Source organism: Pseudomonas sp. HP_12 (assembly GCF_055283955.1).
Genome location: NZ_JBTOQG010000028.1, coordinates 1 through 26,484, shown reverse-complemented (window position 1 = coordinate 26,484; position 26,484 = coordinate 1). Strand labels below are relative to the sequence as shown.

The following is a 26,484-nucleotide window of genomic DNA, read 5'->3' as shown; positions in this document are numbered from 1 at the left end:
GCTGGATCCCAAGCGATCTCCCACAACTCCAGCGTCTGACTCGGGCTTCGGGCTGATCGAGGACTTGTGGGAGTGAGCTTGCTCACGAATGCGGTGGGTCAGTAATAGTTAGGCTGTCTGACAGAATGCTCTCGCGAGCAAGCTCCCACAGGTCCTCCGAACTAGCCGAAATATCGAGTCAGCCCACCATCCTGTGGGAGTCGAGCTTGCTCGCGAAGGTTTAGCTTCAGCCACCGAGAACGTGGCTGAATGCCCCGGCCTCTTCGCGAGCAAGCTCGCTCCCACAAATTCTGTGCTGGTTCCGCAAACTCTGGTTGGACCGGGGACTTGTGGGAGTGAGCTTGCTCACGAATGCGGTGGGTCAGCAACAGTTATGCTGGCTGACAGAATGCTTTCGCGAGCAAGCTCCCACTGGTCCTCCGAACTAGCCGAAATATCGAGTCAGCCCACCATCCTGTGGGAGTCGAGCTTGCTCGCGAAAATTTAGCTTCAGCCACCGAGAAAGTGGCTGAATGCCCCGGCCTCTTCGCGAGCAAGCTCGCTCCCACAGGTTTAGCGTCTGACTCGGGCTTCGGGCTGGTCGAGGACGTGTGGGCGTGATCGGGGTGGCGCTCCCACAACTGACCTGCGTTATTGCTCGATTGAACGCTTCGGCAAATACGGCGGCAGGTACAACCCCAGATACGCATCAAACACCCGCAATCCTTCCTCGGCCATGCGCGGGGTAATCGCGTTGTGCAGTTGCACCGAGCGCGCGTACACCCGATCGGCCAGTTCCAGCGCCAGGGCAAACACCTCAACATCATCGGGCAGCGTCGGCAGTTGGAAATGCCGGGCGAACAGCGCGTGCATGAGGTTGCCCAGTTCAATGTCGTGCTGACGATCCGCCTGAGTGACTTCGGTCAAACCGTGCTGGGCGAGGATCAGCTGTCGCGCGGCAGCGTCGTCGCTGTAAATCGCGAGCATGCGCGACTCCACCACATGGGACAGGTCTCGCCACTGGTTCAATTGATCATGATCGATGGGCTGCTGCAGGCTTTCGCGAAACGCCTCGTGGACATCGGCCGTCAGCGCTTCCAGCAACGCCGGAACGCTGGCGAAGAAGTGATACACGGAGGAGGGCGGAATCTCGGCCCGCTCGGCGACGCTGTAGATGGAAAGGCTCGCCACGCCGTCCGAGGCCAGCAGCCCACGTGCGGCATCGAGGATCGAGTCGATCCGCGCCTGACTGCGTGCACGCGGTTTGCGGGGTGGGGCAAGGCGGGTCATCGGCGCTCTCTCGGTCGGTGGCGCGGGCATTCTACAGTGGCAGCCGGGAGAATGAAAAACGCCACCGATTCTCTCGAAAAGGTGGCGTTTTCGTAACTCGTGCAGCCATCAAACCGTGTGCAGATACCAGTTGTATTCAAGGTCGGAGATGGAGTGCTCGAACTCCTCCAGCTCACTTTCCTTACACGCAACGAAGATATCGATGTACTTCGGATCGATGTACTTGGCCATGACTTCGCTGTCGTCCAGCTCGCGCAGTGCATCACGCAGGTTGTTCGGCAAGCTTTGCTCGTTCTGCTCGTAGGAGTTGCCTTCCACGGGCGGACCGGGCTCGATCTGGTTGGTCAGGCCATGGTGAATGCCTGCCAGCACCGATGCCATCAGCAGATACGGGTTGGCATCCGCACCGGCAACCCGGTGCTCGATACGTACCGAGTCGGCCGTCCCGGTAGGCACGCGCACGGCCACGGTCCGGTTATCCAGACCCCAGCACGGCGAGTTTGGAACGTAGAACTGAGCACCAAACCTGCGGTACGAATTGACGTTCGGACAAAGGAACGCCATCTGCGCGGGCAGGGTCTCGAGCACACCGCCGATCGCATGACGCAATGCGGCGTTCTGCTCGGGATCCTCGCTGGTGAAGATGTTTTTGCCATCGCGATCAAGGATCGAAATGTGCACGTGCAGACCGTTACCCGCCTGGCCTGGATACGGCTTGGCCATGAAGGTGGTGTCCATCTCATGGTCGTAGGCGATGTTCTTGATCAGGCGCTTGAGCAGCACCGCGTAATCACAGGCTTTCAGCGCGTCTGCAGTGTGGTGCAGGTTCACTTCGAACTGCGCCGGAGCACTTTCCTTGACGATCGCGTCGGCCGGAATGCCTTGCTCTTTTGCACCTTCCAGAATGTCCTGGAGGCAGTCGACGTACTCGTCCAAGTCATCGATCAGGTAGACCTGTGTCGAGTGCGGACGTTTGCCGGAGATCGGCGAGCGCGGCGGTTGCGGACGGCCGTTCACGTTTTCCTGATCGATCAGGTAGAACTCAAGCTCGAATGCAGCGCAGATGGTCAGGCCCATCTCGTCGAACTTGCTGACAACCTGGCGCAGCACTTCGCGCGGATCGGCGAAGAAGGGCGTGCCTTCCAGCTCGTGCATGGTCATCAGGAGTTGTGCGGTAGGACGCTTCTGCCAGGGCTCATTGCAGAGAGTGTCGGGGATTGGATAGCAGATTCGGTCAGCGTCACCGATGTCCAGACCCAGACCGGTGCTTTCCACCGTCGAGCCGTTGATATCCAGTGCGAATAGGGAAGCTGGGAGGTTGATGCCTTTTTCGTAAACCTTATGAAGGCTGGTGCGTTCGATGCGCTTGCCGCGCACCACTCCATTCATATCTGCAATCAGAAGGTCAACGTATAGAACCTCAGGATGTTCCTTAAGGAACGCGTTCGCTTCGTTGAGCTGAACGGCACGCGGGGGTACCGACATGATGCAACACCTTTGTTGTTGAAAATATCAATCATCGAGCATTACGGGTTTCAGTCAATCCGAAAGGCCAGACGAAGTCAAGGGAGCCCTGATTTGCCCTAAAAGGGCGCCAAAGAGCCATTTTCGCCGCACTTTAGGGCAAATGTTGTGCGCCCAAGGTCATGCAAACTGCGGGTTTGAGCAGGGCGTGTTTTATTTTTTACGGGTGTGTTGTGGAAAAAAATGAACAACGCTAAGCTCGATTGCAACCCATAACAGCAATAATACCGGGGGTCTCATGCTTCGCCTTCCGCTGATCGGCCTCACCGCCTGCACTCAGCCATTCGGGCACCTGCTTTTCACATCACACGCTTTCAGTGTAGCGGCCCAGTCAGCGCGCCGGGCACTGCGCATGCCTCTGCGCGTCACCTCGACACCTTACTCTTTATCCGCGCAGCGGTTCCAGCGGGCGCGTCTTTTGCTTCCGCTGACGTATCCGGCCCTGACTTTCCGCGGCATCCGTCGCCGCGCTTTTTGCACAAGCACGACTATCTTTGAGTCTTCCAGGCAATTGGCGATGCCTGTGGAAAACGAGCAGCACCGTAACGCCAGCGCTTCAAAGAACGCCTGACCGCCATGACGGCGACCAGGAATTAAAACCCTGAGGTATTTATGAGTACCAACCTCGACCAGCTCACCGATTGGTTGAAAGAACACAGGATTACCGAAGTCGAATGCATGATCGCCGACCTCACCGGTATCACACGGGGCAAGATTTCACCGACCAACAAGTTCATTGCTGAAAAGGGCATGCGCTTGCCGGAAAGCGTACTGCTCCAGACCGTGACGGGCGATTACGTCGAAGACGACATCTACTACGAATTGCTGGACCCCGCAGACATCGACATGTTCTGCCGTCCTGACCAGAGCGCGGTGTTTCTGGTGCCCTGGGCCATCGAGCCGACTGCGCAGGTGATTCACGACACCTACGACAAGCAAGGCAACCCCATCGAGCTGTCCCCGCGCAATGTCCTCAAGAAAGTCCTCAAGCTCTATGCCGATCAAGGCTGGCAGCCCATTGTGGCGCCGGAGATGGAGTTCTACCTGACCAAGCGCAGCGACGACCCCGACTACCCGCTGCAGCCACCGGTGGGTCGCTCGGGTCGTCCGGAAACCGGCCGGCAGTCGTTCTCCATCGAAGCCGCCAACGAATTCGACCCCTTGTTCGAAGACGTCTACGACTGGTGCGAACTGCAGAACCTCGACCTGGACACGCTGATTCACGAAGACGGCACCGCGCAGATGGAGATCAACTTCCGTCACGGCGACGCGCTGTCTCTGGCCGACCAGATCCTGGTGTTCAAGCGCACCATGCGCGAAGCCGCGCTCAAGCACGACGTGGCCGCGACCTTCATGGCCAAGCCCATGACCGGCGAACCTGGCAGCGCCATGCACCTGCACCAGAGCATCATCGACATCGAAACCGGCAAGAACATCTTCTCCAATGAAGATGGCTCGATGAGTCAGCTGTTCCTGCAGCACATCGGCGGTCTGCAAAAGCTGATCCCCGAGCTGTTGCCGCTGTTCGCGCCCAACGTCAACTCGTTCCGCCGCTTCCTGCCGGACACCTCCGCGCCGGTGAACGTGGAGTGGGGCGAAGAAAACCGCACCGTTGGCCTGCGCGTTCCGGATGCCGGGCCGCAGAACCGCCGTGTGGAAAACCGCCTGCCCGGCGCTGATGCCAATCCGTATCTGGCCATCGCCGCCAGCCTGTTGTGCGGTTTCATCGGCATGGTCGAGGGCCTCAACCCCAGCGCCCCCGTCGTCGGCCGTGGTTACGAACGCCGCAACCTGCGCCTGCCGTTGACCATCGAAGACGCGCTGGAGCGCATGGAAAACAGCAAGACGGTCGAAAAGTACCTCGGCAAGAAATTCATCACCGGCTACGTCGCGGTCAAGCGCGCCGAGCACGAGAACTTCAAGCGTGTGATCAGTTCGTGGGAGCGGGAATTCCTGCTCTTTGCCGTCTGACGTACCGGGGCGTCGTGGATTCCAGTGGATCCACGGCGCCCCACACGCGATACCTGACTGGAGTGATTCATGAGTTCCAACAACCCGCAAACCCGCGAATGGCAAGCCCTCAGCAGTGATCATCACCTTGCGCCGTTCAGCGATTTCAAGCAGTTGAAAGAGAAAGGCCCGCGCATCATCACCAACGCCAAGGGCGTTTACCTCTGGGACAGCGAAGGCAACAAGATCCTCGACGGCATGGCCGGGCTCTGGTGTGTCGCCATTGGTTATGGTCGAGAAGAACTGGCGGACGCTGCCAGCAAACAGATGCGTGAGCTGCCCTATTACAACCTGTTCTTCCAGACGGCTCACCCGCCGGCACTGCAGTTGGCGAAGGCCATTTCCGACATTGCCCCTGAGGGCATGAACCACGTGTTCTTCACCGGTTCAGGCTCAGAAGGCAACGACACGGTGCTGCGCCTGGTTCGCCATTACTGGGCGATCAAAGGCCAGCCGAGCAAGAAAGTCATCATCAGCCGCGTCAACGGTTACCACGGCTCGACCGTCGCCGGCGCCAGCCTGGGCGGCATGACCTACATGCACGAGCAGGGCGATTTGCCGATTCCGGGCATCGTGCACATTCCGCAGCCTTACTGGTTCGGTGAGGGCGGTGACATGACGCCCGACGAATTCGGCGTCTGGGCGGCTGAACAGCTGGAGAAGAAGATTCTCGAACTGGGCGTGGACAACGTCGGCGCGTTTATCGCCGAGCCGATTCAGGGCGCCGGCGGCGTTATCGTTCCGCCCGACACCTACTGGCCGAAGATCAAAGAGATCCTCGCCAAGTACGACATCCTCTTTGTGGCCGACGAAGTGATCTGTGGCTTTGGCCGCACCGGGGAATGGTTCGGCAGCGATTTCTACGACCTCAAGCCGGATTTGATGACCATCGCCAAGGGCCTGACCTCGGGCTACATCCCCATGGGCGGCGTCATCGTGCGCGACGACGTGGTCAAGGTGTTGAACGAGGGCGGCGACTTCAACCACGGCTTCACCTACTCCGGTCACCCGGTGGCGGCGGCAGTGGGCCTGGAGAACATTCGCATTCTGAGTGAAGAAAAGATCGTCGAACGGGTGAAGTCCGAAACGGCACCCTATTTGCAAAAGCGTCTGCGCGAGCTGAGCGATCACCCGCTGGTGGGTGAAGTGCGGGGCGTCGGCATGCTGGGCGCAATCGAACTGGTGAAAGACAAGGCCACTCGCGAGCGTTATGTCGGCAAAGGCGCAGGCATGATCTGCCGCACTTTTTGCTTCAATAACGGCCTGATCATGCGGGCCGTGGGCGACACCATGATTATCTCGCCGCCGCTGGTGATTACCTTCGCCGAGATCGACGAGTTGATCGAAAAGGCGCGCAAGTGCCTGGACCTGACGCTTGAGTCATTGCAAGGCTGAATTTTTTTCCGGAAATTGCCAGACTGTCCGCCGTCTAGACGCCGCTTACATAAAAACACTGGAGCCGTACGAATGAAGAAATTTGGCAAAACCCTCCTGGCCTTGTCCCTCATGGGCGCAGTGGCCGCCGCTGCACACGCCGATGACAAAGTCCTCCACGTCTATAACTGGTCTGATTACATCGCACCGAACACCATCGCCGACTTCGAAAAAGAGTCGGGCATCAAAGTAGTGTACGACGTGTTCGACAGCAACGAGACCCTGGAAGCCAAGCTGCTGGCCGGTAAATCGGGCTACGACGTCGTCGTTCCGTCGAACAACTTCCTGGCCAAGCAGATCAAGGCCGGCGTCTACCAGGAGCTGGACAAGTCCAAGCTGCCAAATTACAAAAACCTCGACCCTGCCTTGTTGAAAGCCGTGTCCATCAGCGACCCGGACAACAAGCACGCGTTCCCGTACATGTGGGGCTCGATCGGCATCGGCTACAACGCTGAAAAAGTCAAAGCCGCTTTGGGCGCTGATGCACCGGTCAACTCGTGGGACCTGCTGTTCAAGCCGGAAAACGCTGCCAAGCTGAAAGGCTGCGGGATCAGCTTCCTCGACTCGCCGACCGAAATGCTGCCAGTGGCGCTGCATTACCTGGGCCTGCCGACCGACAGCCAGAAGAAGGAAGACATCCAGAAGGCCGAGGATCTGTTCAAGAAGATTCGTCCTTCGATCACCTACTTCCACTCGTCCAAGTACATCTCGGACCTGGCCAACGGCAACATCTGCGTAGCCGTGGGTTACTCGGGTGACGTCTACCAGGCCAAGGCGCGCGCTGAAGAAGCGGGCGGCAAGGTCAAAGTCAGCTACAACATTCCGAAAGAAGGTGCAGGCAGCTTCTACGACATGGTCGCCATCCCGAAAGATGCCGAAAACGTCGAAGGCGCTTACAAGTTCATGAACTTCATCCTGCAACCGAAGGTGATGGCCGAAATCACCAACTCCGTTCACTTCCCGAACGGCAACAAGGCAGCAACCGAGTTCGTCGACAAGGACATCACGTCTGATCCAGGCGTCTATCCGCCGGCAGACGTGCTGGCCAAGTTGTACGCCATCGCCGACTTGCCAGCGGCGACTCAACGCCTGATGACCCGCAGCTGGACCAACATCAAATCGGGTAAATAAGCCTGACCGGGTGGGGCAAGTGCCCCACCCAAACTGTGGGAGTGAGCTTGCTCGCGAATGCGGTTTGCCTGAGCCGGATGCATGACTGGCACACCGCAATCGCGAGCAAGCTCACTCCTACAGGTTTTGCGTCACCCGTCATGACACCCGCGTCACAAAAAGTTTTTTTGCGAGAAGGGTTTATCGAAGGTAAGTTGCGCGCCGGATGGGTCACAGGCAGTCGTTACTGTCATCGGTACGGGCAACAGGCCCACCTACTAAAAAAGGACTGCACACGTGTCTATTTCTTTATTTTCAAAAGGCTTGCTGCTCGGCGCCGGGCTCACGCTCGCGGCCGGTGCCTACGCGGATTCCACCGTTCGCATTTATAACTGGTCCGATTACATCGGCACCACAACGCTGGAGGACTTCACGTCCACCACCGGCATCAAGACCAAATACGACGTCTTCGACTCCAACGAAACCCTGGAAGGCAAGCTGCTGGCCGGCCACACCGGTTATGACGTGGTCGTCCCGTCCAACCACTTCCTGGGCAAGCAGATCAAGGCGGGGGCGTTTCAGAAGCTCGACAAATCACAGCTGCCGAATTACTCCAACCTCGACCCCGAACTGCTCAAGCGCCTGGAAAAGAACGACCCGGGCAACCAGTACGCCGTGCCTTATCTGTGGGGCACCAACGGCATCGGCTACAACGTCGACAAGATCAAGGAAGTGCTGGGCGTCGACACCATCGACTCCTGGGCCACGCTGTTCGAGCCCGAGAACATCAAGAAGCTGCAGAAGTGCGGCGTCGCGTTCCTCGACTCGGCTGACGAGATGCTGCCCGCAGTCCTTAACTACATGGGCAAAAACCCGAATAGCACCGACGAGAAAGACTACAAAGCCGCTGAAGCCAAGCTGCTCAAAGTCCGCCCGTACGTGACCTATTTCAACTCGTCCAAATACATCACTGACCTGGCCAACGGCGACATCTGCATCGCAGCCGGTTTCTCCGGTGACGTCTTCCAGGCCAAGGCCCGTGCCGCAGAAGCCGGTAAGGGCGTCAACATCGCCTACTCGATCCCGAAAGAGGGTGGCAACCTGTGGTTCGACATGCTCGCCATCCCGTCGGATGCGCCGGACGTGAAGGCCGCGCACGCGTTCATCAACTACATCCTCAAGCCTGACGTAATCGCCAAGGTCAGTGACCAGGTGGGTTATGCCAACCCGAACCCGGCTTCGGGCGAGCTGATGGATCAAGAAATTCGCAACGACGAGGCGGTTTACCCTTCGAAGGAGATACAGGAGCGCCTGTACGTCAACTCCGAGCTGCCGCCGAAGATCCAGCGCGTCATGACGCGCAGCTGGACGAAGATCAAAACCGGTAAATAAAGACCTTGGCGCCCGACCCCATTGGCCGGGCGCAAAAACAGTTGGGAGTTTCACCCATGGCAGTTGCCTCCGGCGCCTACAAGAAATCCCTTGAGGGTGGTCAGCAACCGAAACAGGTGCTGGTCAAAATCGATCGGGTCACGAAAAAGTTCGATGAGACGATTGCTGTGGACGACGTGTCTCTGCAGATCAACAAGGGTGAAATCTTTGCCCTGCTCGGCGGCTCCGGCTCGGGGAAATCCACCCTCCTGCGCATGCTTGCCGGCTTTGAACGCCCGACCGAAGGGCGCATTTACCTCGACGGCGTCGACATCACCGATATGCCGCCGTACGAACGTCCGATCAACATGATGTTCCAGTCCTACGCGCTGTTTCCGCACATGACCGTGGCGGACAACATCGCCTTTGGCCTCAAGCAGGACAAGCTGCCCAAGGCCGAAGTCGAGGCCCGCGTGGCCGAGATGCTCAAGCTGGTGCAGATGACCCAGTACGCCAAGCGCAAACCGCACCAATTGTCCGGCGGTCAGCGGCAGCGTGTGGCGCTGGCACGTTCGCTGGCGAAGAAGCCGAAGCTGCTGCTGCTCGACGAACCCATGGGCGCACTGGATAAAAAGCTGCGTTCGCAGATGCAACTGGAGCTGGTGGAAATCATCGAGCGCGTCGGCGTGACCTGCGTGATGGTGACCCACGACCAGGAAGAGGCCATGACCATGGCCGAGCGCATTGCGATCATGCACCTGGGCTGGATCGCGCAGATCGGCAGCCCGATCGATATCTACGAGACGCCGACCAGCCGCCTGGTCTGTGAGTTCATCGGCAACGTCAACCTGTTCGACGGCGAAGTCATCGAAGACATGGAAGGCCACGCGCTGATCAGCAGCCCTGAGCTGGAACGCAAAATCTATGTCGGCCACGGCGTCACCACGTCGGTGGAAGACAAGCGGATTACCTACGCGCTGCGTCCTGAAAAGCTGCTGGTGACCACCGAACAGCCGACGTTCGAGCACAACTGGTCGCGGGGCAAGGTTCACGACATCGCCTATCTGGGCGGTCACTCGGTGTTCTACGTGAAACTGCCGTCGGGCAAGCTGGTGCAGTCGTTTGTCGCCAATGCCGAACGTCAGGGCACACGACCGACCTGGGACGATGAAGTCTTCGTCTGGTGGGAAGACGACAGCGGCGTGGTATTGCGCTCATGAAAATCCGAAAAATAAAACGGGCTTTCAATCGAATAAAACCCACCGGGCGCCAGGCCGTTATTGGCGTACCGTTCCTGTGGCTGTTCCTGTTTTTCGCGCTGCCGTTTCTGATCGTCATCAAGATTAGCTTCGCTGAAGCAGACGTAGCGATTCCGCCGTATACCGAGATCTTCACCTACGTCGAGCAGAAGCTCGACATCGTGCTCAACTTCGCCAACTACGCCCTGCTGACCAGTGACGACCTGTACATCTCGGCGTATCTGGGCTCGTTGAAGATGGCGTTCATCAGCACCTTGCTGTGCCTGTTGATCGGCTATCCGATGGCCTATGGCATCTCCATCGCCCGCAAAGAAATGCAGACGGTGCTGTTGCTGCTGATCATGATGCCGACCTGGACTGCGATCCTGATCCGCGTGTACGCGTGGATGGGCATCCTCAGCAACAACGGTCTGCTCAACGCATTTCTGATGTGGCTGGGCGTGATCAGCGAGCCATTGCAGATACTCAACACCAACCTCGCGGTGTACATCGGCGTGGTCTATTCGTATCTGCCGTTCATGATTCTGCCGCTTTACGCGAATCTGGTGAAGCACGATCAGAGCCTGCTGGAAGCCGCATCGGACCTGGGTTCGAGCACTTTCAACAGCTTCTGGAAAATCACCGTACCGCTGTCCAAGAACGGCATCATCGCCGGCTGCATGCTGGTATTCATTCCGGTGGTGGGCGAGTTCGTCATCCCGGAACTGCTGGGCGGCCCCGAGACGCTGATGATCGGTAAAGTGCTGTGGCAGGAATTCTTCAACAACCGTGACTGGCCGGTAGCGTCGTCGCTGGCAGTGGTGATGCTGTTGATCCTCATCGTGCCGATCATTCTGTTCAACCGCAGTCAGGCCAAAGAGCTGGAGGGCAAGGCATGAGAGGCTTCCGATTCTCGAACCTGATGTTGGTGCTGGGCCTGATCTTCATCTACGCGCCCATGGTCATTCTGGTGATCTATTCGTTCAACGCCTCCAAGCTGGTAACGGTTTGGGGCGGCTGGTCGGTGAAGTGGTACGTCGGGCTGCTCGACAATACCCAACTGATGAGCGCGGTCATGCGCTCGCTGGAAATCGCGCTGTATACGTCGATTGCGGCGGTGGCGCTGGGCACCATGGCGGCGTTCGTGCTGACGCGGATCACCCGATTCAAGGGCAAGACCTTCTTCGGCGGTCTGGTCACCGCGCCTCTGGTGATGCCGGAAGTGATCACCGGCCTGTCGCTGTTGCTGCTGTTCGTGGCGATGGCGCAGTTGCTCGGCTGGCCCGAGGAGCGTGGGATCGTCACCATCTGGATCGCTCACACGACGTTCTGTGCGGCGTATGTGGCGGTGGTGGTGTCGGCGCGTCTGCGTGAGCTGGACATGTCCATCGAAGAAGCAGCAATGGACCTGGGTGCGCGGCCGTGGAAGGTGTTCTTCCTGATCACCATCCCGATGATCGCGCCATCGCTGGCGGCGGGGGCGATGATGTCCTTCGCGCTGTCGCTGGACGACCTGGTGCTGGCGAGCTTCGTCTCCGGCCCGGGGTCGACCACCCTGCCGATGGAAGTGTTCTCGGCGGTGCGCCTGGGCGTGAAGCCTGAGATCAATGCGATTGCCAGTCTGATTCTGTTGGCGGTGTCGATTGCGACCTTCCTGGTCTGGTTCTTCAGCCGCCGGGCGGAAAACAACCGCAAACGCGCGATCCAGCAAGCCATCGAAGAAGCTGCGGCAGACGGTTGGAAACAGCCGGACCTGCGTCGTGCAAAGGTGGTCGAGTCGGTTTGATAGTAGGACCGGCTTCAGCCGGGAAGAGGCCGGTATGTACGCTATAGATTTGCGTTGTAACGTCCGACGCCTTCCCGGCTAAAGCCGGTCCCACAAGTTGGGGCTCCAGCTAGACCCACCGTTCATACGGTTATCGCCCCGGCACCAACCTCAACACCTCTTTGCTGTTCCCCGCCACATCTCCTTCGCTGAACCGCTCCGGCGCGTACTCGCCGTTGACGTAGTGCTGCGCCTGATCGGCGTAGTGCTTGTCGAACAGCACGCCGCTCTGGCCCACCGGGTTGATCCCCAGGGCGTGGGCCGGGTCGGCGAAATCGATGAGGCGGCGCGTCGATGGTCCGTAAGTCACCGGCCACGGCGCGGGGCCCATGCTCGCTGACAGGTTGTTCGGCACCTCATGGGTACCGGGCGCCGCGAACGGCCCGACGTTGAACAGCATGTCCAGCGGCGGTTGTTTGCCCAACGGATGTTCATGGGTCAGCGTGTGCGCCTTGCCCCATGTCCACTCATCCGGGTTCTGCCCGTACAGCGATTTCAAATGTGAGACCGCTGCGTGCCAGGCGACCTTCACCGTGTTGTCGCGGCTCTCGGGCTCTCGAGAATGGCGATTGTTCCACCACGGCGAATCGGCGTCGGCAGCCAGTCGCGGCAGGGCCAGGTCAATGAGTCGTGTCGACAGCAGCGTCGTGAACATCCCGTCGCTGAGCTCGTCATGGAACACCTGATCGGTCAGATTGAACAGGAACTGATTGAACAGCGTCGCCCCCACCGAATCGACGGAGTACTCGCCGTTCCACGCCGCCAATCGCTCCAGCAGATCGTGCTCCTCTGGCTCGCTGACCACGCGGCGCAGCACCGGAATCAGCGGCGTCAGAATCTGCGCGGCGTAGTCCGTCCGCGTGCCGAGCTGCAGCGCCTTGCTGTTCTCCAGATTCCATTTCACCTTGTCGCCGCTCAACTGGTTATTCAACTGGCGACCGCGCTCGGGAAGATTGTAGTAACCCGGAATCTCCATCCCCGTCGGCGACACCGGCTGGAAGTTCGCCGAGACGATATAACCCCGCGTAGGGTTCTCTTCCTGCGGGTTGTCGCTGAAAGGGTAGAAACCGTTCTTGTCAGCCTGCTCGGAGCTGCCGTCGAGAATGAACGTCGGATTGACCCCCGCAGGCCGCTTCGGCAACTGCGCCGCCGCCCACCAGCCGATATCGCCGCGAGCGTTGGCGTAGACGATGTTCAGGCCCGGCGACTGAATCTTCTCGGCGGCGCTGTGCATCTTCTCCAGCGTGTCGGCGCGGTTGGCTTCGTAGAAGCCCTGCAGGATCGGGTTGTCCGACTCCAGGAACGACCACCACATCGCAATCGGCGTGTCGCTCGGCTGTTGCGCCCCATTGGCGCCCAGCGCGTCATTGACGATCGGGCCGTGGGGTGACTGCCGCAAGGTGATCGTGACGGGGGCTTGACCCTTGACGTCGATCTGCTCGGTGCGTGAGGTCATGTCCACCCAGGCGCCGTGGTACCAGACTTGATTGGGGTTATCGGGGTTGGTCTTTTCACCGATCAGGTCCAGATCGTCGTTCTGGAACATGGTCAGGCTCCAGCCGAAATCCAGATTATGGCCGAGCAGCGCGAAGGGATTGAGCGCCTGAAAATGCCCGTACAGCTCGAAACCCGGCGCGGTCAGTTGTGCTTCATACCAGACCGCCGGCACCGAGAAACGGATGTGCGGATCACCCGCCAGCAACGGTTTGCCACTCTCGGTGCGGCTGCCGGACACCGCCCAGGCATTGCTGCCCTCGAACTGCGGCAGGCCGGCTTTCTCAAGCGCCTGCTGGCTGAGCAGTGCCAGGTCATTGAGGCCTTTCCAGTCGTTGCCCGTCAATGCAGGGGACTGGCCAAGGCCCCCTTGCGGCCGCCAGCCCATGTCGAAGACTTTCAGGTACTCCGGGCCCAGTTGATCCCGCACATAGGTCATCAACGGCTCGGTGCGAAACGCCGCCGCAAAGCTGTAGGCCAGATAACCGCCGACGCTGAGGGTGTCTTGCGCCGTGAACGGCCGCTCGCGAATGCCCAGCACGTCGAGCTCGATCGGTTTGGGATGCGTCGCCTGATATTGATTGATGCCGTCCAGATACGCTTGAAGCGCCTTCCACGCCGGCGTGTTCTTGTCCTGGCGCGCCACGTAGGCGTCGGCGTGCTCGCGGATGCGCAGGCTGCGGAACAGCTTGTCGGTGTTGACCAGCTTGGGGCCGAGGACTTCAGCCAGCTCGCCGCGCGCCAGCCTGCGCAGGATTTCCATCTGGAAAAGGCGGTCCTGAGCGTGGACATAGCCCAGAGCGCGGTACAAATCGTCCTGGTTGTCGGCACGAATATGCGGCACGCCGCGCTCGTCGTAACGCACGGTGACCGGGGCCTGCAGCCCTGCGAGTTTGATCTCGCCATCGCGGACCGGCTGCTTGCCGTGGATGTACCAGGCGCCCGCGCCCCCGATGAGCACCAACACTGCGACGACGACGTAAAGGCTGCGTTTCATCCGGGGGCTCAAATGAGAATCGTGAAGGTTTTGCAGGCTACAGATTTGTCTCGCGACTGGGTAGACGGACCGCCTATGGATTTAGGCCGCGTAACTTGCCACGCCGCAGCGGACAGATGACACTTCCGTGCGGCCGCTTCCCACCCACCCTCATCTGGAATTCCGATGTCTGACACGTTCGATCCCGATCACCTGCGTGCTGAGCTGCTGCCGCTAAGCGTGTCCCAAGCGCCATCTGAAGAGGCGCAGGCTTATCAGCGTTTCTACGGCCTGAACGCGCTTGGCCCGAATGGCTTGATCGGCAGCCGAATCGGGCGCTTTGAAGTGGGCGGTTACGACATTGTCACGCAGCTGTGGATGCCCGAACAGCCGGTCGGCACGCTGGTGCTGATGCATGGGTTTTACGATCACATCGGCTTGTATCGTCACGTCATCGACTGGGCATTGGGGCTTGGGCTGGCGGTGATTGCCTGCGACCTGCCGGGCCATGGATTGTCCAGTGGGGCGCGGGCAAGCATTACCGACTTCGCGGAGTATCAGGCGGTGCTGGATCGGCTTTTTGTCGAAGCCGAAAGCCTCAACCTGCCGCAGCCGTGGCACCTGTGTGGGCAAAGCACCGGCGGCGCGATTGTCATCGACCACTTGCTGCATCACGGCGACGCCAGCCCGGCGCAGGGTCAGACCATCCTGCTGGCGCCGCTGGTGCGGCCGCGTGGCTGGGCTCTGTCGAAACTCAGCTATTACCTGCTGCGCGGCTTCGTCAAAGCCATCGACAGACGCTTCAGCGAAAACTCCAACGCCCCGACCTTTCTGCCGTTCCTGCTGGCGGACCCGTTGCAGCCGCGGCGCTTGCCGACCGTCTGGGTGGGCGCGCTGGCCAAATGGATCGAGCGCATCGAACGCGCGCCCCGCAGCCGCCGCAGCCCGCTCATCGTGCAGGGCGAGTCGGACATGACCGTGGACTGGAGACATAATCTGCCAGTGCTCAAGGACAAGTTCGCCGAGCCGCAGATCTTCATGCTGCACGAAGCGCGGCATCACCTGGTGAACGAGTCACCCGAGCTGCGGGCGCGGTTTTTTGAGTTTCTGACGCAGCGGATGGGGTAGGGCTCGGAGGGCGGGCTTCCCGACTGGAGTCGATCCCACTGATGTTATTTGACCGTCTGCCCGACCGCCAATCCCGCGCGAACGGCGGCCAGTGCGGCCTTGTAATAGGCCTTGCCCTCGTTGGACTCGGCGAAGGTCGCGAACTCGTCCAGCTCGCCATCCGACAGGTCGCGGTATACATAAAGCAGCGTGTTGTTCACGTCCTTGCCGATCTGCCCCATGAGCCGCTGACGCTGACTGTCGAGCATCGCCTGGGTCGTTCCGCCGCCCATCAGGCCTGGAATCATTGAACTCAGGCTGTCGGCGGCGACGCCCGCAATCGCCATGCTGACCTCGGCGCCGGCTTCCTTGGCGGGGAGGGCGTTGGCCAGGTGGCCGATAATCAGCAGACGGTTGTCGTCGGCCTGGATGTGCGGCAGGCCTTGGGCATTTTTGGCCAGTTGATCCGGACGCGTCGCGGTGAGTTCGGCGTTGACGATCTTGCGGCCCAGGGGCGACTGGAAAAACTGCAGTGCAGGGTTCGGGTCCTGCAGCGTCTGGCGCAGCATTTGCTCCCCGCGCTGGTCCATCGCCTGGGGCGCGAAACGCTGATTGCTGTTGCTCACCAGGGCGTCGAACACGGCCGGCGGAAGGCTGTTGCGGTAACGCTGCTGAGCGGCTTTCAAGGCATCGACAAAATGAGCGCGTTGTTCCGGCCAGCCGGCGAGCGTGTACAGCTGATCGTGGCCGTCTGCCCAGGCGGGCAAAGTGCAGAACATCAACAGCAGGAAAAACAGACGGCGCATTAGAGACTCCTGTCGGCAGGCCGCCATTCTCGGTGGGGCAGCGGGGATTTGTCGAGTTAACACTTGCCAGACCCCGCTAAAAACCGTGGGTTCGATCAGCAGTCGGGCAAAACCGTCGGGCGTATTCAAACCCGCAAAAATATTCCTCATTCGCCGGACTGCAGGCCCTGTCGGATTAATCGGCGTATGGATACTATGCGCGCCATGCGCATATCCCCTGATCACCCGCTGCTGTTGCGAATCGTCGACGACCTGGCCGAGCGTGGCTGGTCGCAGCAGAACATCTTCCTGCCCGACACTCTGACCCGAGAGCTGGCGCTTGAATGCCGCACGCGTGCCGTTCAGGGCGAGCTCGCACCTGCTGCGGTGGGGCGCGGGCCGGCGCAGGAGGTTCGAGAGGGGATTCGCGGCGATCACATTCAGTGGCTGGAAGCGGGGCAGGCCGAACCGTGCGATCGCTATCTGGATCTGATGGAGAGCCTGCGTCAGGCGCTGAACCGAGGCCTGTTTCTGGGCCTTGAGGACTACGAAAGCCACTTCGCGCTCTATCCGCCAGGGGCCTTCTACCTCAAGCACGTGGACCGTTTTCGTGATGACGACAAACGCATGGTCTCGGCGGTCGTCTACCTCAATGACGGCTGGTTGCCAGAGCACGGCGGCCAGTTGCGGATGTACCTGAAGGACGGTGTCGAGTATGACGTGCAACCCACCGGCGGCTGCCTGGTGGTGTTCCTCTCGGGCGACATGCCCCACGAAGTCATGCCCTCGACCCGCGAGCGACTGTCGCTGACCGGCTGGTTCAGGCGGCGCGGGAACGAGCCGTTCGAGCTGTAGCAAGCTCACCTCCACAAGTCCTGCAGCAGCCGGAGATTACAAGCCGACCCCGATCCCGTGGGAGCGAGCTTGCTCGCGAAGAGGCTCAGACATCCGCTACATATTGAGCGCCTGAAATGCCGCCTTCGTGAGCAAGCTCACTCCCACAAGTCCTGCGGTAGCCGGAGATTGCAAGCCGACCCGCGATCCCGTGGGAGCGAGCTTGCTCGCGAAGGCATAGGTTCATTCCCCAGAGAAAGAGGCTGAATGAGCTGGCCTCTTCGTGAGCAAGCTCACTCATACAAGTCCTGCAGCAGCCGGAGATGGCAAGCCGACCCCGATCCCGTGGGAGCGAGCTTGCTCGCGAAGGCTTACTTTCCGTCTACAGAGAAAGTAGCTGAATGAGCTGGCCTCTTCGTGAGCAAGCTCACTCATACAAGTCCTGCGGCAGCCGGAGATTACAAGCCGACCCCCGATCCCGTGGGAGCGAGCTTGCTCGCGAAGAGGCTCAGACATCCGCTACATATTGAGCGCCTGAAATGCCGCCTTCGTGAGCAAGCTCACTCCCACATGGACGGTGTTTGCTGCGCAACAGCGGCGTGACGGCTCCTACAGGATTTGTGGTTTCTGCCCGACACCGCTCGGTCCAACATGAAATCTTCTACATCCAGCCCCTCGGCGAAATACTTCGCGGCCAACCGCAGCTAAGGTAAAGGTCGGTCCCGAGCGGTTGTCTGTCGGGGTGAAGAGGCTTCGACTCCCGAACCCGCCAGCCGCATATCGATAAAAACGGAGAGATCATGAAGACGTTATTCGCTAGAACTGCCCTGGCCGGACTGCTGCTGGGGGCGAGTTTCCTGGCCCAGGCCGCCGACATCCCTCGCACGGCATCGCCCGCAGGCGCTGAGGTTTACATCATCTCGCCGAAGGATGGCGCGACGGTCAATGGCGCCTTCAAGGTGCAGTTCGGCCTCAAGGGCATGGGCGTCGCCCCGGCCGGCGTTGACGTCCCGGACACCGGCCATCATCACCTGCTGATCGACGTCAAGGATCAGCCCGACATGACCGCGCCGCTGCCGACCACCGACAATATCCGTCACTTCGGCAAAGGCCAGACCGAAACCGAGCTGAACCTGACCCCGGGTCAGCACACCCTGCAGCTGCTGGTCGGCGACAAGAACCACGTCCCGCTGAACCCACCGGTCGAGTCGCAGAAGATCACCATCACGGTGAAATAACGCGCCGCAGACGGTCGCTCGCGCAGAGCCGGCGAGTGGCTTGACTCGCGCACAAAAAAGGAGACCATCAAGTCTCCTTTTTTATCACCCCAAAACCACGTCTTAGAACAGAACGCGGCTACGAATGGTGCCTTTGATGTGCTGCAGTTTCTCTTGCGCCAGATCGGAGTACTCGGCGTCGACGTCGATCACCACATAACCGACTTTCTCGTTGGTCTGCAGGAACTGACCGGAGATGTTGATGCCGTTTTCGGCGAAGACCTTGTTGATCTCCATCAGCACGCCCGGGATGTTCTCGTGGATGTGCAGCAGGCGGTGCTTGCCAGGGTGGGCCGGCAGGGCCACTTCCGGGAAGTTGACCGAGGAAACCGACGTACCGTTGTCGCTGTACTTGACCAGCTTCTCTGCCACTTCCAGACCGATGTTGGCTTGGGCCTCAGCAGTAGAACCGCCGATGTGCGGGGTCAGGATCACGTTGTCCAGGCCGCGCAGCGGGCTTTCGAACACGTCGTCGTTGGAGCGTGGCTCGACCGGGAACACGTCGATGGCCGCGCCGATCAGGTGCTGATCCTTGATCGCGTCAGCCAGTGCGTCGAGTTCGACCACCGTGCCGCGCGCCGCGTTGATCAGGATGGCGCCCTTCTTCATCGTGCGAATTTCTTTCTCGCCGATCATCCATTGGGTTTCGTTGGTTTCCGGAACGTGCAGGGTCACGATGTCGGCCATGCCCAGCAGCTCGTTCAGGCTGGACACCTGAGTGGCGTTGCCCAGCGGCAGCTTGGTCAGGGTGTCGTAGAAATACACCTGCATGCCCAGGCCTTCAGCCAGGACCGACAGCTGAGTGCCGATCGAGCCGTAGCCGATGATGCCGAGCTTCTTGCCGCGAATTTCGAACGAGTTGGCCGCGCTCTTGATCCAGCCACCGCGATGGCAGGAAGCGTTCTTCTCCGGGATACCGCGCAGCAGCAGGATGGCCTCGGCCAGCACCAGTTCCGCCACCGAACGGGTGTTGGAGTAGGGGGCGTTGAACACAGCGATGCCGCGTTCGCGGGCTGCGTTCAGGTCAACCTGGTTGGTACCGATGCAGAAGCAGCCGACCGCGACCAGTTTCTTGGCGCTGTCGAACAGTTCTTCAGTCAGTTGGGTGCGGGAACGAATACCGATGAAATGAGCGTCGGCAATCTTTTCCTTCAGTTCGGCTTCCGGCAGAGACTTGGTGTGGTACTCGATGCTGGTGTAACCGGCGGCCTTGAGGACGTCGACCGCGGACTGGTGGACGCCTTCGAGAAGAAGGAACTTGATCTTGCTCTTGTCGAGGGAAGTCTTGCTCATCTGCGTAAACCTGTGTCCCGGAGAGAAATGGCAGTAAGTGAAGCGCGCGCAAATCGGCCGAAAGCTCGATTGGCGGGGGGCGTATGCTAGCATATGCACCCCGCGAAACACCCCATTCCTGGACGTGAGCCGTTCTCAGGATGACCATGAATTGTTCGAGAGTTCTGTTGATGACCCATCCTGCGCTGATAGATGAGCTGAAGACCCTGGTTGAGCCCGGCAAGGTCCTGACCGACGCCGATTCCCTCGAAGCCTACGGCAAGGACTGGACCAAACATTTCGCCCCGGCGCCCACCGCCATCGTCTTTCCCAAGACCACCGAACAGGTGCAGGCCATCGTCCGCTGGGCCAACGAACGCAAGGTGGCGCTGGTCCCGTCGGGCGGCCGCACCGGATTGTCCGCCGCCGCCGTTGCCGCCAATGGGGAGGTGGTCGTCAACTTCGATTACATGAATCAGGTGCTCGAACTTAACCTGACGGATCGCACTGCCATCTGCCAGCCAGGCGTGGTCACCAAACAGCTGCAGAATCTCGCGGAAGAAAACGGCCTGTATTACCCGGTCGACTTCGCGTCGTCAGGCTCCAGCAATATCGGTGGCAACATCGGCACCAACGCCGGCGGGATCAAAGTGATCCGCTACGGCATGACCCGCAACTGGGTCGCGGGCCTCAAGGTGGTCACCGGCAAGGGCGACCTGCTCGAACTGAACAAAGACCTGATCAAAAACGCCACCGGCTACGACATGCGTCAGCTGTTCATTGGCGCCGAAGGCACGCTGGGGTTCGTGGTCGAGGCGACCATGCGACTGGACCGCGCGCCGAAAAACCTCACCGCGATGGTCCTCGGGACCACTGATTTCAACGCGATCATGCCGGTGCTGCACGCGTTCCAGAGCAAGCTCGACCTCACCGCATTCGAATTCTTCTCGGACAAGGCGCTGGCCAAGGTCATGGCGCGCGGCGACGTGCCGTCCCCGTTCGACACCGAATGCCCGTTCTACGCGCTGCTGGAATTCGAAGCGACCACCGAAGAAGTGGCCAACCACGCGCTGGAAACTTTCGAACACTGTGTCGAGCAAGGCTGGGTGCTGGATGGCGTGATGAGCCAGAGCGAACAGCAACTGCAGAACCTGTGGAAACTGCGCGAATACATTTCTGAAACCATCTCCCACTTCACGCCGTACAAAAACGACATCTCGGTCACCGTTTCGAAGGTCCCGGCGTTTCTCGCTGAAGTGGACGCGATCGTTGGGCAGCATTACCCGGATTTCGAAATCGTCTGGTTCGGTCACATTGGCGACGGCAACCTGCACCTGAACATCCTCAAGCCGGAAAACCTGAGCAAGGACGAGTTCTTCGCCAAGTGCGCGACGGTGAACAAGTGGGTGTTCGAGATCGTCCAGAAGTACAACGGCTCGATCTCCGCGGAACACGGCGTCGGCATGACCAAGCGTGACTACCTGCACTACAGCCGGTCGCCGGTGGAAATCGAATACATGAAGGCCGTCAAGGCGGTGTTCGACCCGAACGGCATCATGAACCCCGGCAAAATTTTCGCGGTGTAAGCGGTTCCCCATTACAACAAGCATTTCAGGAGCGCTCATGAGCTATCAGCACAAGTACGTCGACGGCACCAAGGTTCACTTTCCGCTCGGTAAAGTCGTCTGCATCGGCCGCAATTACGCCGAGCACGCGAAGGAGCTGGACAACCCGGTCCCCACTGAACCGCTGCTGTTCATCAAACCGGGCAGCTGCGTGGTCGGAATCGAGGGTGGCTTCAGCATTCCTCAGGACCGGGGTTCGGTGCACTACGAAGCCGAGATCGTCGTGCTGATCGGCAAGCCGCTGAGCAAGAACCCGAGTCGTGAAGAAGTCCTCGATGCGATCTCCGGATTCGCGCCGGGCCTGGACCTGACGCTGCGCGACGTGCAGTCGAAGCTGAAAGAGAAAGGTCTGCCGTGGGAAATCGCCAAGTCATTCGACGGCGCGGCCGTGATCGCGCCGTTCGTATCCGCTGACGCTTACCCCGATCTGACCGACATCGCCATCCGGCTGACCATCAACGGCGAAGTCCGCCAGGACGGCAACAGCAGCCACATGCTCAACCCGATCGTGCCGATGATCCAGCACATGGCCTCGCAGTTCTCGCTGCAGGCCGGTGACCTGATCATGACCGGCACGCCGGCCGGCGTAGGGCCGTTCACTGTTGGCGATGAGATCGTGGTGGAGCTGACCGGCCAGAGCCGCTTCGAAAGTGACGTACGCGGATGACTCAGCGTAAAAGCCGTCTGCGTTTCCGTTGGTGGTGGTTGCTCGTTGCAGCGCTGGTGATTTTGGCCGGTCTGTCCCTGGCCTGGCACTGGGACGATCGCGGTTTGTTGTGGCTGCGCGAGCGCAACGTCACGCCGGCCGAGCGCGCAGCGGGCATCTGGCTGCCGGATTACAAGGTCGACATCGACGCCAAGCCGTTGGCCGGCATGGAAAAGGACGAGGCCTCAGACCTGTCTTACGACCCGTCGACCAAAACCCTGTATTCGGTGATGGGCAAAAACCCTTTTCTCTCCGAGATCACCCTGACCGGCGACGTCATTCGCAAGATCCCGCTTCAGGGGTGGGGCAACCCCGAGGGGGTTGCCGTTCTGGGCGACGGGCAGATTGCCATCGTTGATGAGCGTCAGCACCTGATGACCATCGTCCACGTCACGCCCGAAACCAAAACCCTGAACATCGCCGACTTCCCCAAGTACGATCTCGGTCCGTCGAAGGATCAGAACAAAGCCTTCGAAGGCATCGCCTGGGACCCGCGGGATCAGCAGTTCCTGTTTGGCGAAGAGCGTCCGCCGGCGCTGTACAGCTGGAAGGCCGATGGCAGCAGCGAGGTGAGGGGCGAGAAGCGCAAGCTGATCAACGACAACCTGATCGTGCGCAATCTGTCGTCCCTGTACGCGGACCAGAAGACCGGGCATTTGCTGTTGCTGTCCGCCGAGTCGCATATGCTGCTGGAGCTGGACGGCAAGGGAAATCAGGTCAGCTTCATGACCCTGCTGCACGGCTTCAATGGCCTGAGCGAGACGATTCCCCGCGCCGAAGGGGTCGCCATGGACGAGAACGGCACCATTTATATGGTCAGCGAGCCCAACCTGTTTTACACCTTCAAGCGGCAGTGACGCCGGGCCGGTATCGGCCTGATCGTCTGCCCGCTCTCGCTTGAGCTCTGAAAAGCCGAAACGAGATGTCACATGGCTTTCAGTTTGGCTTCAGAATACGGTGCTATTAAAACCGCCCCACTGAAGTCGAGCCCCCTGCATGCGTCGTGTTTCCCCGTTCCAGAGCGTTGTGCTCACGTTACTTGTCCTGTTGCTACTGACCGCGTCGTTCTTCGTGGCGCGCGAGTACCGGGTCATCGAGCGGCTCTGGTTCAACTGGTACGTGTTCTGGCAGTCCAGCGACGCCCAGGCGCTGGGGCTCGACGCGTACGACGTCGAGATTGAGGCGCGGGTCATCGACGGCCTGAAGGCTAACGTCTCGGCCCTCAGCTTCGATCCGCAGCGCAAAACCCTCTTCACCGTGACCAACAAAAACCCCGAGTTGGTCGAGTTGAGCCTGGAAGGGCGGATTCTCAGACGAATTCCCCTGACCGGGTTTGGGGACGCCGAAGCGGTCGAGTACATCAGCCCCGGGATTTACGTCATCAGTGACGAGCACAGTCAGCGGCTGATCAAGGTTCACGTGGATGACGACACGGCGTTCCTCGACGCGGCCGATGCCGAGCAGCTGACCCTGGGCATCGACGCCGGCGGCAACAACGGTTTTGAAGGCCTGGCCTACGATAATCAGGGCCGTCGGCTGTTCGTCGCCAAAGAGCGGCGGCCGGTGCAGATTATTGAGGTGCGCGGCTTTCCTGACGCCGGAACCCATTCCCCAAACATCCTGGAAGTGACGTCCAGCAAGCAGCGGGATGCGGGCCTGTTCGTGCGCGACCTGTCCAGCCTGCAATTCGATGAGCGAAGCGGGCATTTGCTGGCGCTGTCGGATGAGTCGCGGCAGATTCTCGAACTGGACACCGAGGGCAAGCCGGTCGCCAATGTGTCACTGACCAAGGGCAGCATGGGCCTGAGCAAAAGCGTGCCCCAGGCCGAAGGCATCGCCATGGGGGACGACGGCACCTTGTACGTCGTGAGCGAGCCGAACCTGTTTTATGTATTCAAGAAGCGCTAAGCCGGCCGGATCTGGCGAGGATCGAGCGAGCGACGAATAACTTGTGGGAGCGAGCTTGCTCTGGGCCGCATCCGGACGAAGGGGTGGTACATCCGCTGAATTTTCAGCGGCTGCACTGCAGTCTTCGTGAGCAAGCTCACTCCCACAGTGACGAGCACGGCAGGGTTATCTCGGTGGTCGGGAAGTCCTCTTCAACCGGATCAACCTTGCCCCGCAACCATTAGCGCTTGAGGGTTTTCACACCTTCCTGAGTGCCCAGAAGCAGCAAATCCGCCGGGCGCGCGGCGAACAGGCCGTTGGTGACAACGCCGACGATGTTGTTGATCTGCGCTTCCACTTGGGCCGGGTTGGTGATGTTCATGTTGTGCACATCGAGGATGATATTGCCGTTGTCCGTCATCACGCCGTCGCGGTAAACCGGGTCGCCGCCCAGCTTCACCAGTTCGCGGGCCACGTGGCTGCGGGCCATCGGGATCACTTCGACCGGCAGGGGGAACGCGCCCAGCACCGGCACCAGCTTGCTCGCGTCAGCGATGCAGATGAAGGTTTTGGCCACGGCGGCCACGATCTTCTCGCGGGTCAGGGCTGCGCCGCCGCCTTTGATCAGGTTCAGGTGCTCGTCGCTTTCATCGGCGCCGTCGACGTAAAACTCCAGATCGCTGACCGTGTTCAGCTCATACACCGGAATCCCGTGACCCTTGAGGCGTGCGGCCGTTGCGTCGGAGCTGGCGACTGCGCCGTCGAACGCACCTTTGTGCAGGGCCAGTGCGTCGATGAAGCAATTGGCGGTAGAGCCGGTGCCCACGCCCACGACGCTTTTGTCGTCGAGCTTCGGAAGGATGAAATCGACGGCGGCCTGGGCAACGGCCTGTTTGAGTTGATCCTGGGTCATGCGAGGTGGGCTCCGTTTACAGGGAATAGCGATAGGTCCGAGGGCCGGCAGTATAACGACATGCCGTCGTCAAAGCCTGAGTCTTGATATGGTCGTGCGCCGGGGCGAGGGGTAGACTTCCGGGTCTTGCCCCTTCGCCAGCGATTCTTCCCCGATGCTCGAGCACTACGTCAAAAAAATCCTCAATTCCCGTGTCTACGACGTTGCCGTGGAAACCCCGCTGCACGCCGCCCGCCAGCTGTCTGCGCGCCTGGGCAATAACGTGCTGCTCAAGCGCGAAGACTTGCAGCCGGTGTACTCCTTCAAGATTCGCGGCGCGTACAACAAGCTGGCGCAGTTGAGTCCGGAAGAACTGGCGCGGGGCGTGGTGACGGCGTCGGCGGGCAATCACGCCCAAGGCCTGGCGCTGGCAGCGAAGACCCTAGGCGTGTCGGCCACTATCGTGATGCCGAAGACCACCCCCGAGATCAAGGTCGAGGGCGTGCGCTCCCGGGGCGGAAAAGTCGTACTCCATGGCGACTCCTTTCCCGAAGCGCTGGCGTATTCGCTGAAGCTGGTTGAGGAACATGGCTACGTCTATGTCCACCCGTATGACGATCCCGACACCATTGCCGGGCAAGGCACCGTGGCGATGGAAATCCTGCGTCAGCATCAGGGGCCATTGGATGCGATCTTCGTCCCGGTGGGTGGCGGCGGGTTGATTGCCGGTATCGCGGCGTACGTGAAATACCTGCGCCCGGAGATCAAGGTGATTGGCGTTGAGCCCGATGACTCCAATTGCCTGCAACAGGCCATGGCCTACGGCGAGCGCGTTGTGTTGCAGCAGGTCGGGTTGTTCGCCGATGGCGTCGCGGTGGCGCAGATCGGGCAGTACACCTTCGACATCTGCAAGGATTACGTCGACGAAGTGATCACGGTCAGCACCGATGAAATCTGCGCGGCGATCAAGGACATCTACGATGACACTCGCTCGATCACCGAGCCCGCCGGCGCCCTGGGCGTGGCCGGGATCAAGAAGTACACCGAACAGTACGAAGTCACCGGACAGACCTTCGTCGCCATCGATTCCGGCGCCAACGTCAACTTCGACCGCCTGCGCCATGTGGCCGAGCGCGCTGAGCTGGGCGAAGGCCGCGAAGCAATCATTGCCGTGACCATTCCGGAGCAGCCGGGCAGCTTCAAGGCGTTCTGCGAGGCGATTGGCAAGCGGCAGATCACCGAATTCAACTACCGCTACCACACCGACCGAGAGGCGCACATCTTCGTCGGCGTGCAGACCCATCCCGACACCGACCCTCGCAAAGCGCTGATCGCGAGCCTGACGGAACAGGGTTTCCCGGTGCTCGACCTGACCGACAACGAACTGGCCAAACTGCACCTGCGGCACATGGTCGGCGGGCATTCGGAACGGGTCAACGACGAGGTGGTGCTGCGCTTTGAATTCCCCGAGCGGCCGGGTGCGCTATTCAACTTTCTGAACAAGCTGGGCGGGAAATGGAATATTTCGATGTTCCACTACCGCAATCACGGCGCGGCGGATGGCCGAGTGGTGGCGGGGTTGGTGGTGCCGGAGGATGAACGGCATCTGGTGCCCGTGGCGTTGGCGGAGATTGGGTATCCGTACTGGGATGAGACCAAGAACCCGGCGTACAAGCTGTTTTTGGGGTGAGCCAAATAATGCTGACACCGCAGAGTGCCTGCCGGTCACCGCAATAGTGTGGGAGATTCTATGGTTGTCATCAAGCCAAAATCCCCCCTTTCGGTTGATATTCGCTCTGATTTTTCATCAGGGAGAACGCGATCCGAGCGAGTTTGCGGCCAAGCATG

General features: G+C 60.2%; 21 protein-coding genes. 15 read left to right on the top strand and 6 right to left on the bottom strand.

From position 1 onward, the window contains the following. Window positions 1–630: 630 nt before the first annotated feature. The gene (locus ACYASU_RS17980) at window positions 631–1,269 is read right to left on the bottom strand and encodes a TetR/AcrR family transcriptional regulator (protein WP_463583583.1); all 639 of its coding nucleotides are present in this window, start codon (window positions 1,267–1,269) and stop codon (window positions 631–633) included. A gap of 108 nt (window positions 1,270–1,377) precedes the next feature. Then, window positions 1,378–2,754 carry a glutamine synthetase family protein gene (locus ACYASU_RS17975; protein WP_065987362.1) on the bottom strand — a complete coding sequence of 459 codons (1,377 nt, stop codon included), beginning with the start codon at window positions 2,752–2,754 and terminating at the stop codon, window positions 1,378–1,380. 651 nt (window positions 2,755–3,405) lie between these two features. Between ACYASU_RS17975 and ACYASU_RS17970 the strand changes: the two genes are divergently transcribed. The 7 genes from ACYASU_RS17970 to ACYASU_RS17940 all read left to right on the top strand — a co-directional run bounded on the left by ACYASU_RS17970 (window position 3,406) and on the right by ACYASU_RS17940 (window position 11,742). Next, window positions 3,406–4,764, top strand: a complete 1,359-nt coding sequence (locus ACYASU_RS17970) for a glutamine synthetase family protein (RefSeq protein ID WP_282365511.1) — start codon at window positions 3,406–3,408, stop codon at window positions 4,762–4,764. 69 nt (window positions 4,765–4,833) lie between these two features. Continuing rightward, window positions 4,834–6,198, top strand: coding sequence for an aspartate aminotransferase family protein (locus ACYASU_RS17965; protein WP_346627999.1), 1,365 nt, complete (start codon window positions 4,834–4,836; stop codon window positions 6,196–6,198). 72 nt (window positions 6,199–6,270) lie between these two features. Continuing rightward, window positions 6,271–7,368, top strand: a complete 1,098-nt coding sequence (locus ACYASU_RS17960) for a polyamine ABC transporter substrate-binding protein (RefSeq protein ID WP_282365509.1) — start codon at window positions 6,271–6,273, stop codon at window positions 7,366–7,368. 276 nt (window positions 7,369–7,644) lie between these two features. After that, entirely contained in the window at window positions 7,645–8,739 is a 1,095-nt protein-coding gene (locus ACYASU_RS17955) for a polyamine ABC transporter substrate-binding protein (RefSeq protein WP_192171270.1), read from the top strand. Window positions 8,740–8,795: 56 nt separating this feature from the next. Further along, window positions 8,796–9,938: a polyamine ABC transporter ATP-binding protein gene (gene potA, locus ACYASU_RS17950; protein WP_282369842.1), complete on the top strand. Its 1,143-nt coding sequence runs from the start codon at window positions 8,796–8,798 to the stop codon at window positions 9,936–9,938. Continuing rightward, complete coding sequence (locus ACYASU_RS17945; RefSeq protein ID WP_191944041.1) at window positions 9,935–10,855, top strand: ABC transporter permease subunit; 921 nt, start codon at window positions 9,935–9,937, stop codon at window positions 10,853–10,855. The genes potA and ACYASU_RS17945 overlap by 4 nt, the downstream gene beginning before the upstream one ends. Further along, window positions 10,852–11,742, top strand: coding sequence for an ABC transporter permease subunit (locus ACYASU_RS17940; RefSeq protein WP_122622881.1), 891 nt, complete (start codon window positions 10,852–10,854; stop codon window positions 11,740–11,742). Before ACYASU_RS17945 ends, ACYASU_RS17940 begins: the two co-directional genes overlap by 4 nt. A 130-nt stretch (window positions 11,743–11,872) precedes the next feature. On the opposite strand, the gene ACYASU_RS17935 is transcribed toward ACYASU_RS17940, so the two are convergent. Beyond that, entirely contained in the window at window positions 11,873–14,272 is a 2,400-nt protein-coding gene (locus ACYASU_RS17935) for a penicillin acylase family protein (RefSeq protein WP_463583582.1), read from the bottom strand. 165 nt (window positions 14,273–14,437) lie between these two features. Between ACYASU_RS17935 and bipL the strand changes: the two genes are divergently transcribed. Next, a complete protein-coding gene (gene bipL, locus ACYASU_RS17930) occupies window positions 14,438–15,379 on the top strand; it encodes a phospholipase BipL (RefSeq protein WP_463583581.1) in 942 nt (313 codons plus the stop codon). A 44-nt stretch (window positions 15,380–15,423) separates the two neighbouring features. Here bipL and ACYASU_RS17925 read toward each other — a convergent pair whose 3' ends face one another. Continuing rightward, complete coding sequence (locus ACYASU_RS17925) at window positions 15,424–16,164, bottom strand: DUF2059 domain-containing protein (protein ID WP_065987353.1); 741 nt, start codon at window positions 16,162–16,164, stop codon at window positions 15,424–15,426. 195 nt (window positions 16,165–16,359) lie between these two features. Between ACYASU_RS17925 and ACYASU_RS17920 the strand changes: the two genes are divergently transcribed. Together ACYASU_RS17920 and ACYASU_RS17915 are read left to right on the top strand one after the other, a co-directional pair. Further along, the gene (locus ACYASU_RS17920) at window positions 16,360–16,998 is read left to right on the top strand and encodes a 2OG-Fe(II) oxygenase (RefSeq protein WP_065987352.1); all 639 of its coding nucleotides are present in this window, start codon (window positions 16,360–16,362) and stop codon (window positions 16,996–16,998) included. A 779-nt stretch (window positions 16,999–17,777) separates the two neighbouring features. Next, a complete protein-coding gene (locus ACYASU_RS17915; protein WP_463583580.1) occupies window positions 17,778–18,215 on the top strand; it encodes a DUF4399 domain-containing protein in 438 nt (145 codons plus the stop codon). 102 nt (window positions 18,216–18,317) lie between these two features. On the opposite strand, the gene serA is transcribed toward ACYASU_RS17915, so the two are convergent. Continuing rightward, complete coding sequence (serA, locus tag ACYASU_RS17910) at window positions 18,318–19,547, bottom strand: phosphoglycerate dehydrogenase (protein ID WP_192171263.1); 1,230 nt, start codon at window positions 19,545–19,547, stop codon at window positions 18,318–18,320. Window positions 19,548–19,717: 170 nt separating this feature from the next. On the opposite strand from serA, the gene ACYASU_RS17905 reads away from it, so the two are divergent. The 4 genes from ACYASU_RS17905 (at window position 19,718) to ACYASU_RS17890 (ending at window position 23,765) form a co-directional block, all read left to right on the top strand. Then, window positions 19,718–21,112, top strand: a complete 1,395-nt coding sequence (locus ACYASU_RS17905) for an FAD-binding oxidoreductase (protein ID WP_192171480.1) — start codon at window positions 19,718–19,720, stop codon at window positions 21,110–21,112. A gap of 37 nt (window positions 21,113–21,149) precedes the next feature. Continuing rightward, entirely contained in the window at window positions 21,150–21,818 is a 669-nt protein-coding gene (locus tag ACYASU_RS17900; RefSeq protein WP_463583579.1) for a fumarylacetoacetate hydrolase family protein, read from the top strand. After that, window positions 21,815–22,714, top strand: a complete 900-nt coding sequence (locus ACYASU_RS17895; RefSeq protein ID WP_463583578.1) for an SdiA-regulated domain-containing protein — start codon at window positions 21,815–21,817, stop codon at window positions 22,712–22,714. Before ACYASU_RS17900 ends, ACYASU_RS17895 begins: the two co-directional genes overlap by 4 nt. A 139-nt stretch (window positions 22,715–22,853) precedes the next feature. Beyond that, on the top strand, window positions 22,854–23,765 hold the full coding sequence (locus tag ACYASU_RS17890) for an SdiA-regulated domain-containing protein (protein ID WP_463583577.1): 912 nt from the start codon (window positions 22,854–22,856) through the stop codon (window positions 23,763–23,765). 220 nt (window positions 23,766–23,985) lie between these two features. On the opposite strand, the gene rpiA is transcribed toward ACYASU_RS17890, so the two are convergent. Then, complete coding sequence (gene rpiA / locus ACYASU_RS17885; protein WP_463583576.1) at window positions 23,986–24,657, bottom strand: ribose-5-phosphate isomerase RpiA; 672 nt, start codon at window positions 24,655–24,657, stop codon at window positions 23,986–23,988. A 154-nt stretch (window positions 24,658–24,811) separates the two neighbouring features. Here rpiA and ilvA point away from each other — a divergent pair, with 154 nt between their 5' ends. Next, entirely contained in the window at window positions 24,812–26,326 is a 1,515-nt protein-coding gene (gene ilvA, locus ACYASU_RS17880; protein ID WP_463583575.1) for a threonine ammonia-lyase, biosynthetic, read from the top strand. The last annotated feature ends 158 nt before the right edge of the window (window positions 26,327–26,484 follow it).

Coding starts and splice junctions, on each gene's coding strand:
- ACYASU_RS17980 (WP_463583583.1), bottom strand. CDS start 1,269: ATGACCCGCCTTGCCCCACCCCGCAAACCGCGTGCACGCAGTCAGGCG.
- ACYASU_RS17975 (WP_065987362.1), bottom strand. CDS start 2,754: ATGTCGGTACCCCCGCGTGCCGTTCAGCTCAACGAAGCGAACGCGTTC.
- ACYASU_RS17970 (WP_282365511.1), top strand. CDS start 3,406: ATGAGTACCAACCTCGACCAGCTCACCGATTGGTTGAAAGAACACAGG.
- ACYASU_RS17965 (WP_346627999.1), top strand. CDS start 4,834: ATGAGTTCCAACAACCCGCAAACCCGCGAATGGCAAGCCCTCAGCAGT.
- ACYASU_RS17960 (WP_282365509.1), top strand. CDS start 6,271: ATGAAGAAATTTGGCAAAACCCTCCTGGCCTTGTCCCTCATGGGCGCA.
- potA (WP_282369842.1), top strand. CDS start 8,796: ATGGCAGTTGCCTCCGGCGCCTACAAGAAATCCCTTGAGGGTGGTCAG.
- ACYASU_RS17945 (WP_191944041.1), top strand. CDS start 9,935: ATGAAAATCCGAAAAATAAAACGGGCTTTCAATCGAATAAAACCCACC.
- ACYASU_RS17940 (WP_122622881.1), top strand. CDS start 10,852: ATGAGAGGCTTCCGATTCTCGAACCTGATGTTGGTGCTGGGCCTGATC.
- ACYASU_RS17935 (WP_463583582.1), bottom strand. CDS start 14,272: ATGAAACGCAGCCTTTACGTCGTCGTCGCAGTGTTGGTGCTCATCGGG.
- bipL (WP_463583581.1), top strand. CDS start 14,438: ATGTCTGACACGTTCGATCCCGATCACCTGCGTGCTGAGCTGCTGCCG.
- ACYASU_RS17925 (WP_065987353.1), bottom strand. CDS start 16,164: ATGCGCCGTCTGTTTTTCCTGCTGTTGATGTTCTGCACTTTGCCCGCC.
- ACYASU_RS17920 (WP_065987352.1), top strand. CDS start 16,360: ATGCGCGCCATGCGCATATCCCCTGATCACCCGCTGCTGTTGCGAATC.
- ACYASU_RS17915 (WP_463583580.1), top strand. CDS start 17,778: ATGAAGACGTTATTCGCTAGAACTGCCCTGGCCGGACTGCTGCTGGGG.
- serA (WP_192171263.1), bottom strand. CDS start 19,547: ATGAGCAAGACTTCCCTCGACAAGAGCAAGATCAAGTTCCTTCTTCTC.
- ACYASU_RS17905 (WP_192171480.1), top strand. CDS start 19,718: ATGACCCATCCTGCGCTGATAGATGAGCTGAAGACCCTGGTTGAGCCC.
- ACYASU_RS17900 (WP_463583579.1), top strand. CDS start 21,150: ATGAGCTATCAGCACAAGTACGTCGACGGCACCAAGGTTCACTTTCCG.
- ACYASU_RS17895 (WP_463583578.1), top strand. CDS start 21,815: ATGACTCAGCGTAAAAGCCGTCTGCGTTTCCGTTGGTGGTGGTTGCTC.
- ACYASU_RS17890 (WP_463583577.1), top strand. CDS start 22,854: ATGCGTCGTGTTTCCCCGTTCCAGAGCGTTGTGCTCACGTTACTTGTC.
- rpiA (WP_463583576.1), bottom strand. CDS start 24,657: ATGACCCAGGATCAACTCAAACAGGCCGTTGCCCAGGCCGCCGTCGAT.
- ilvA (WP_463583575.1), top strand. CDS start 24,812: ATGCTCGAGCACTACGTCAAAAAAATCCTCAATTCCCGTGTCTACGAC.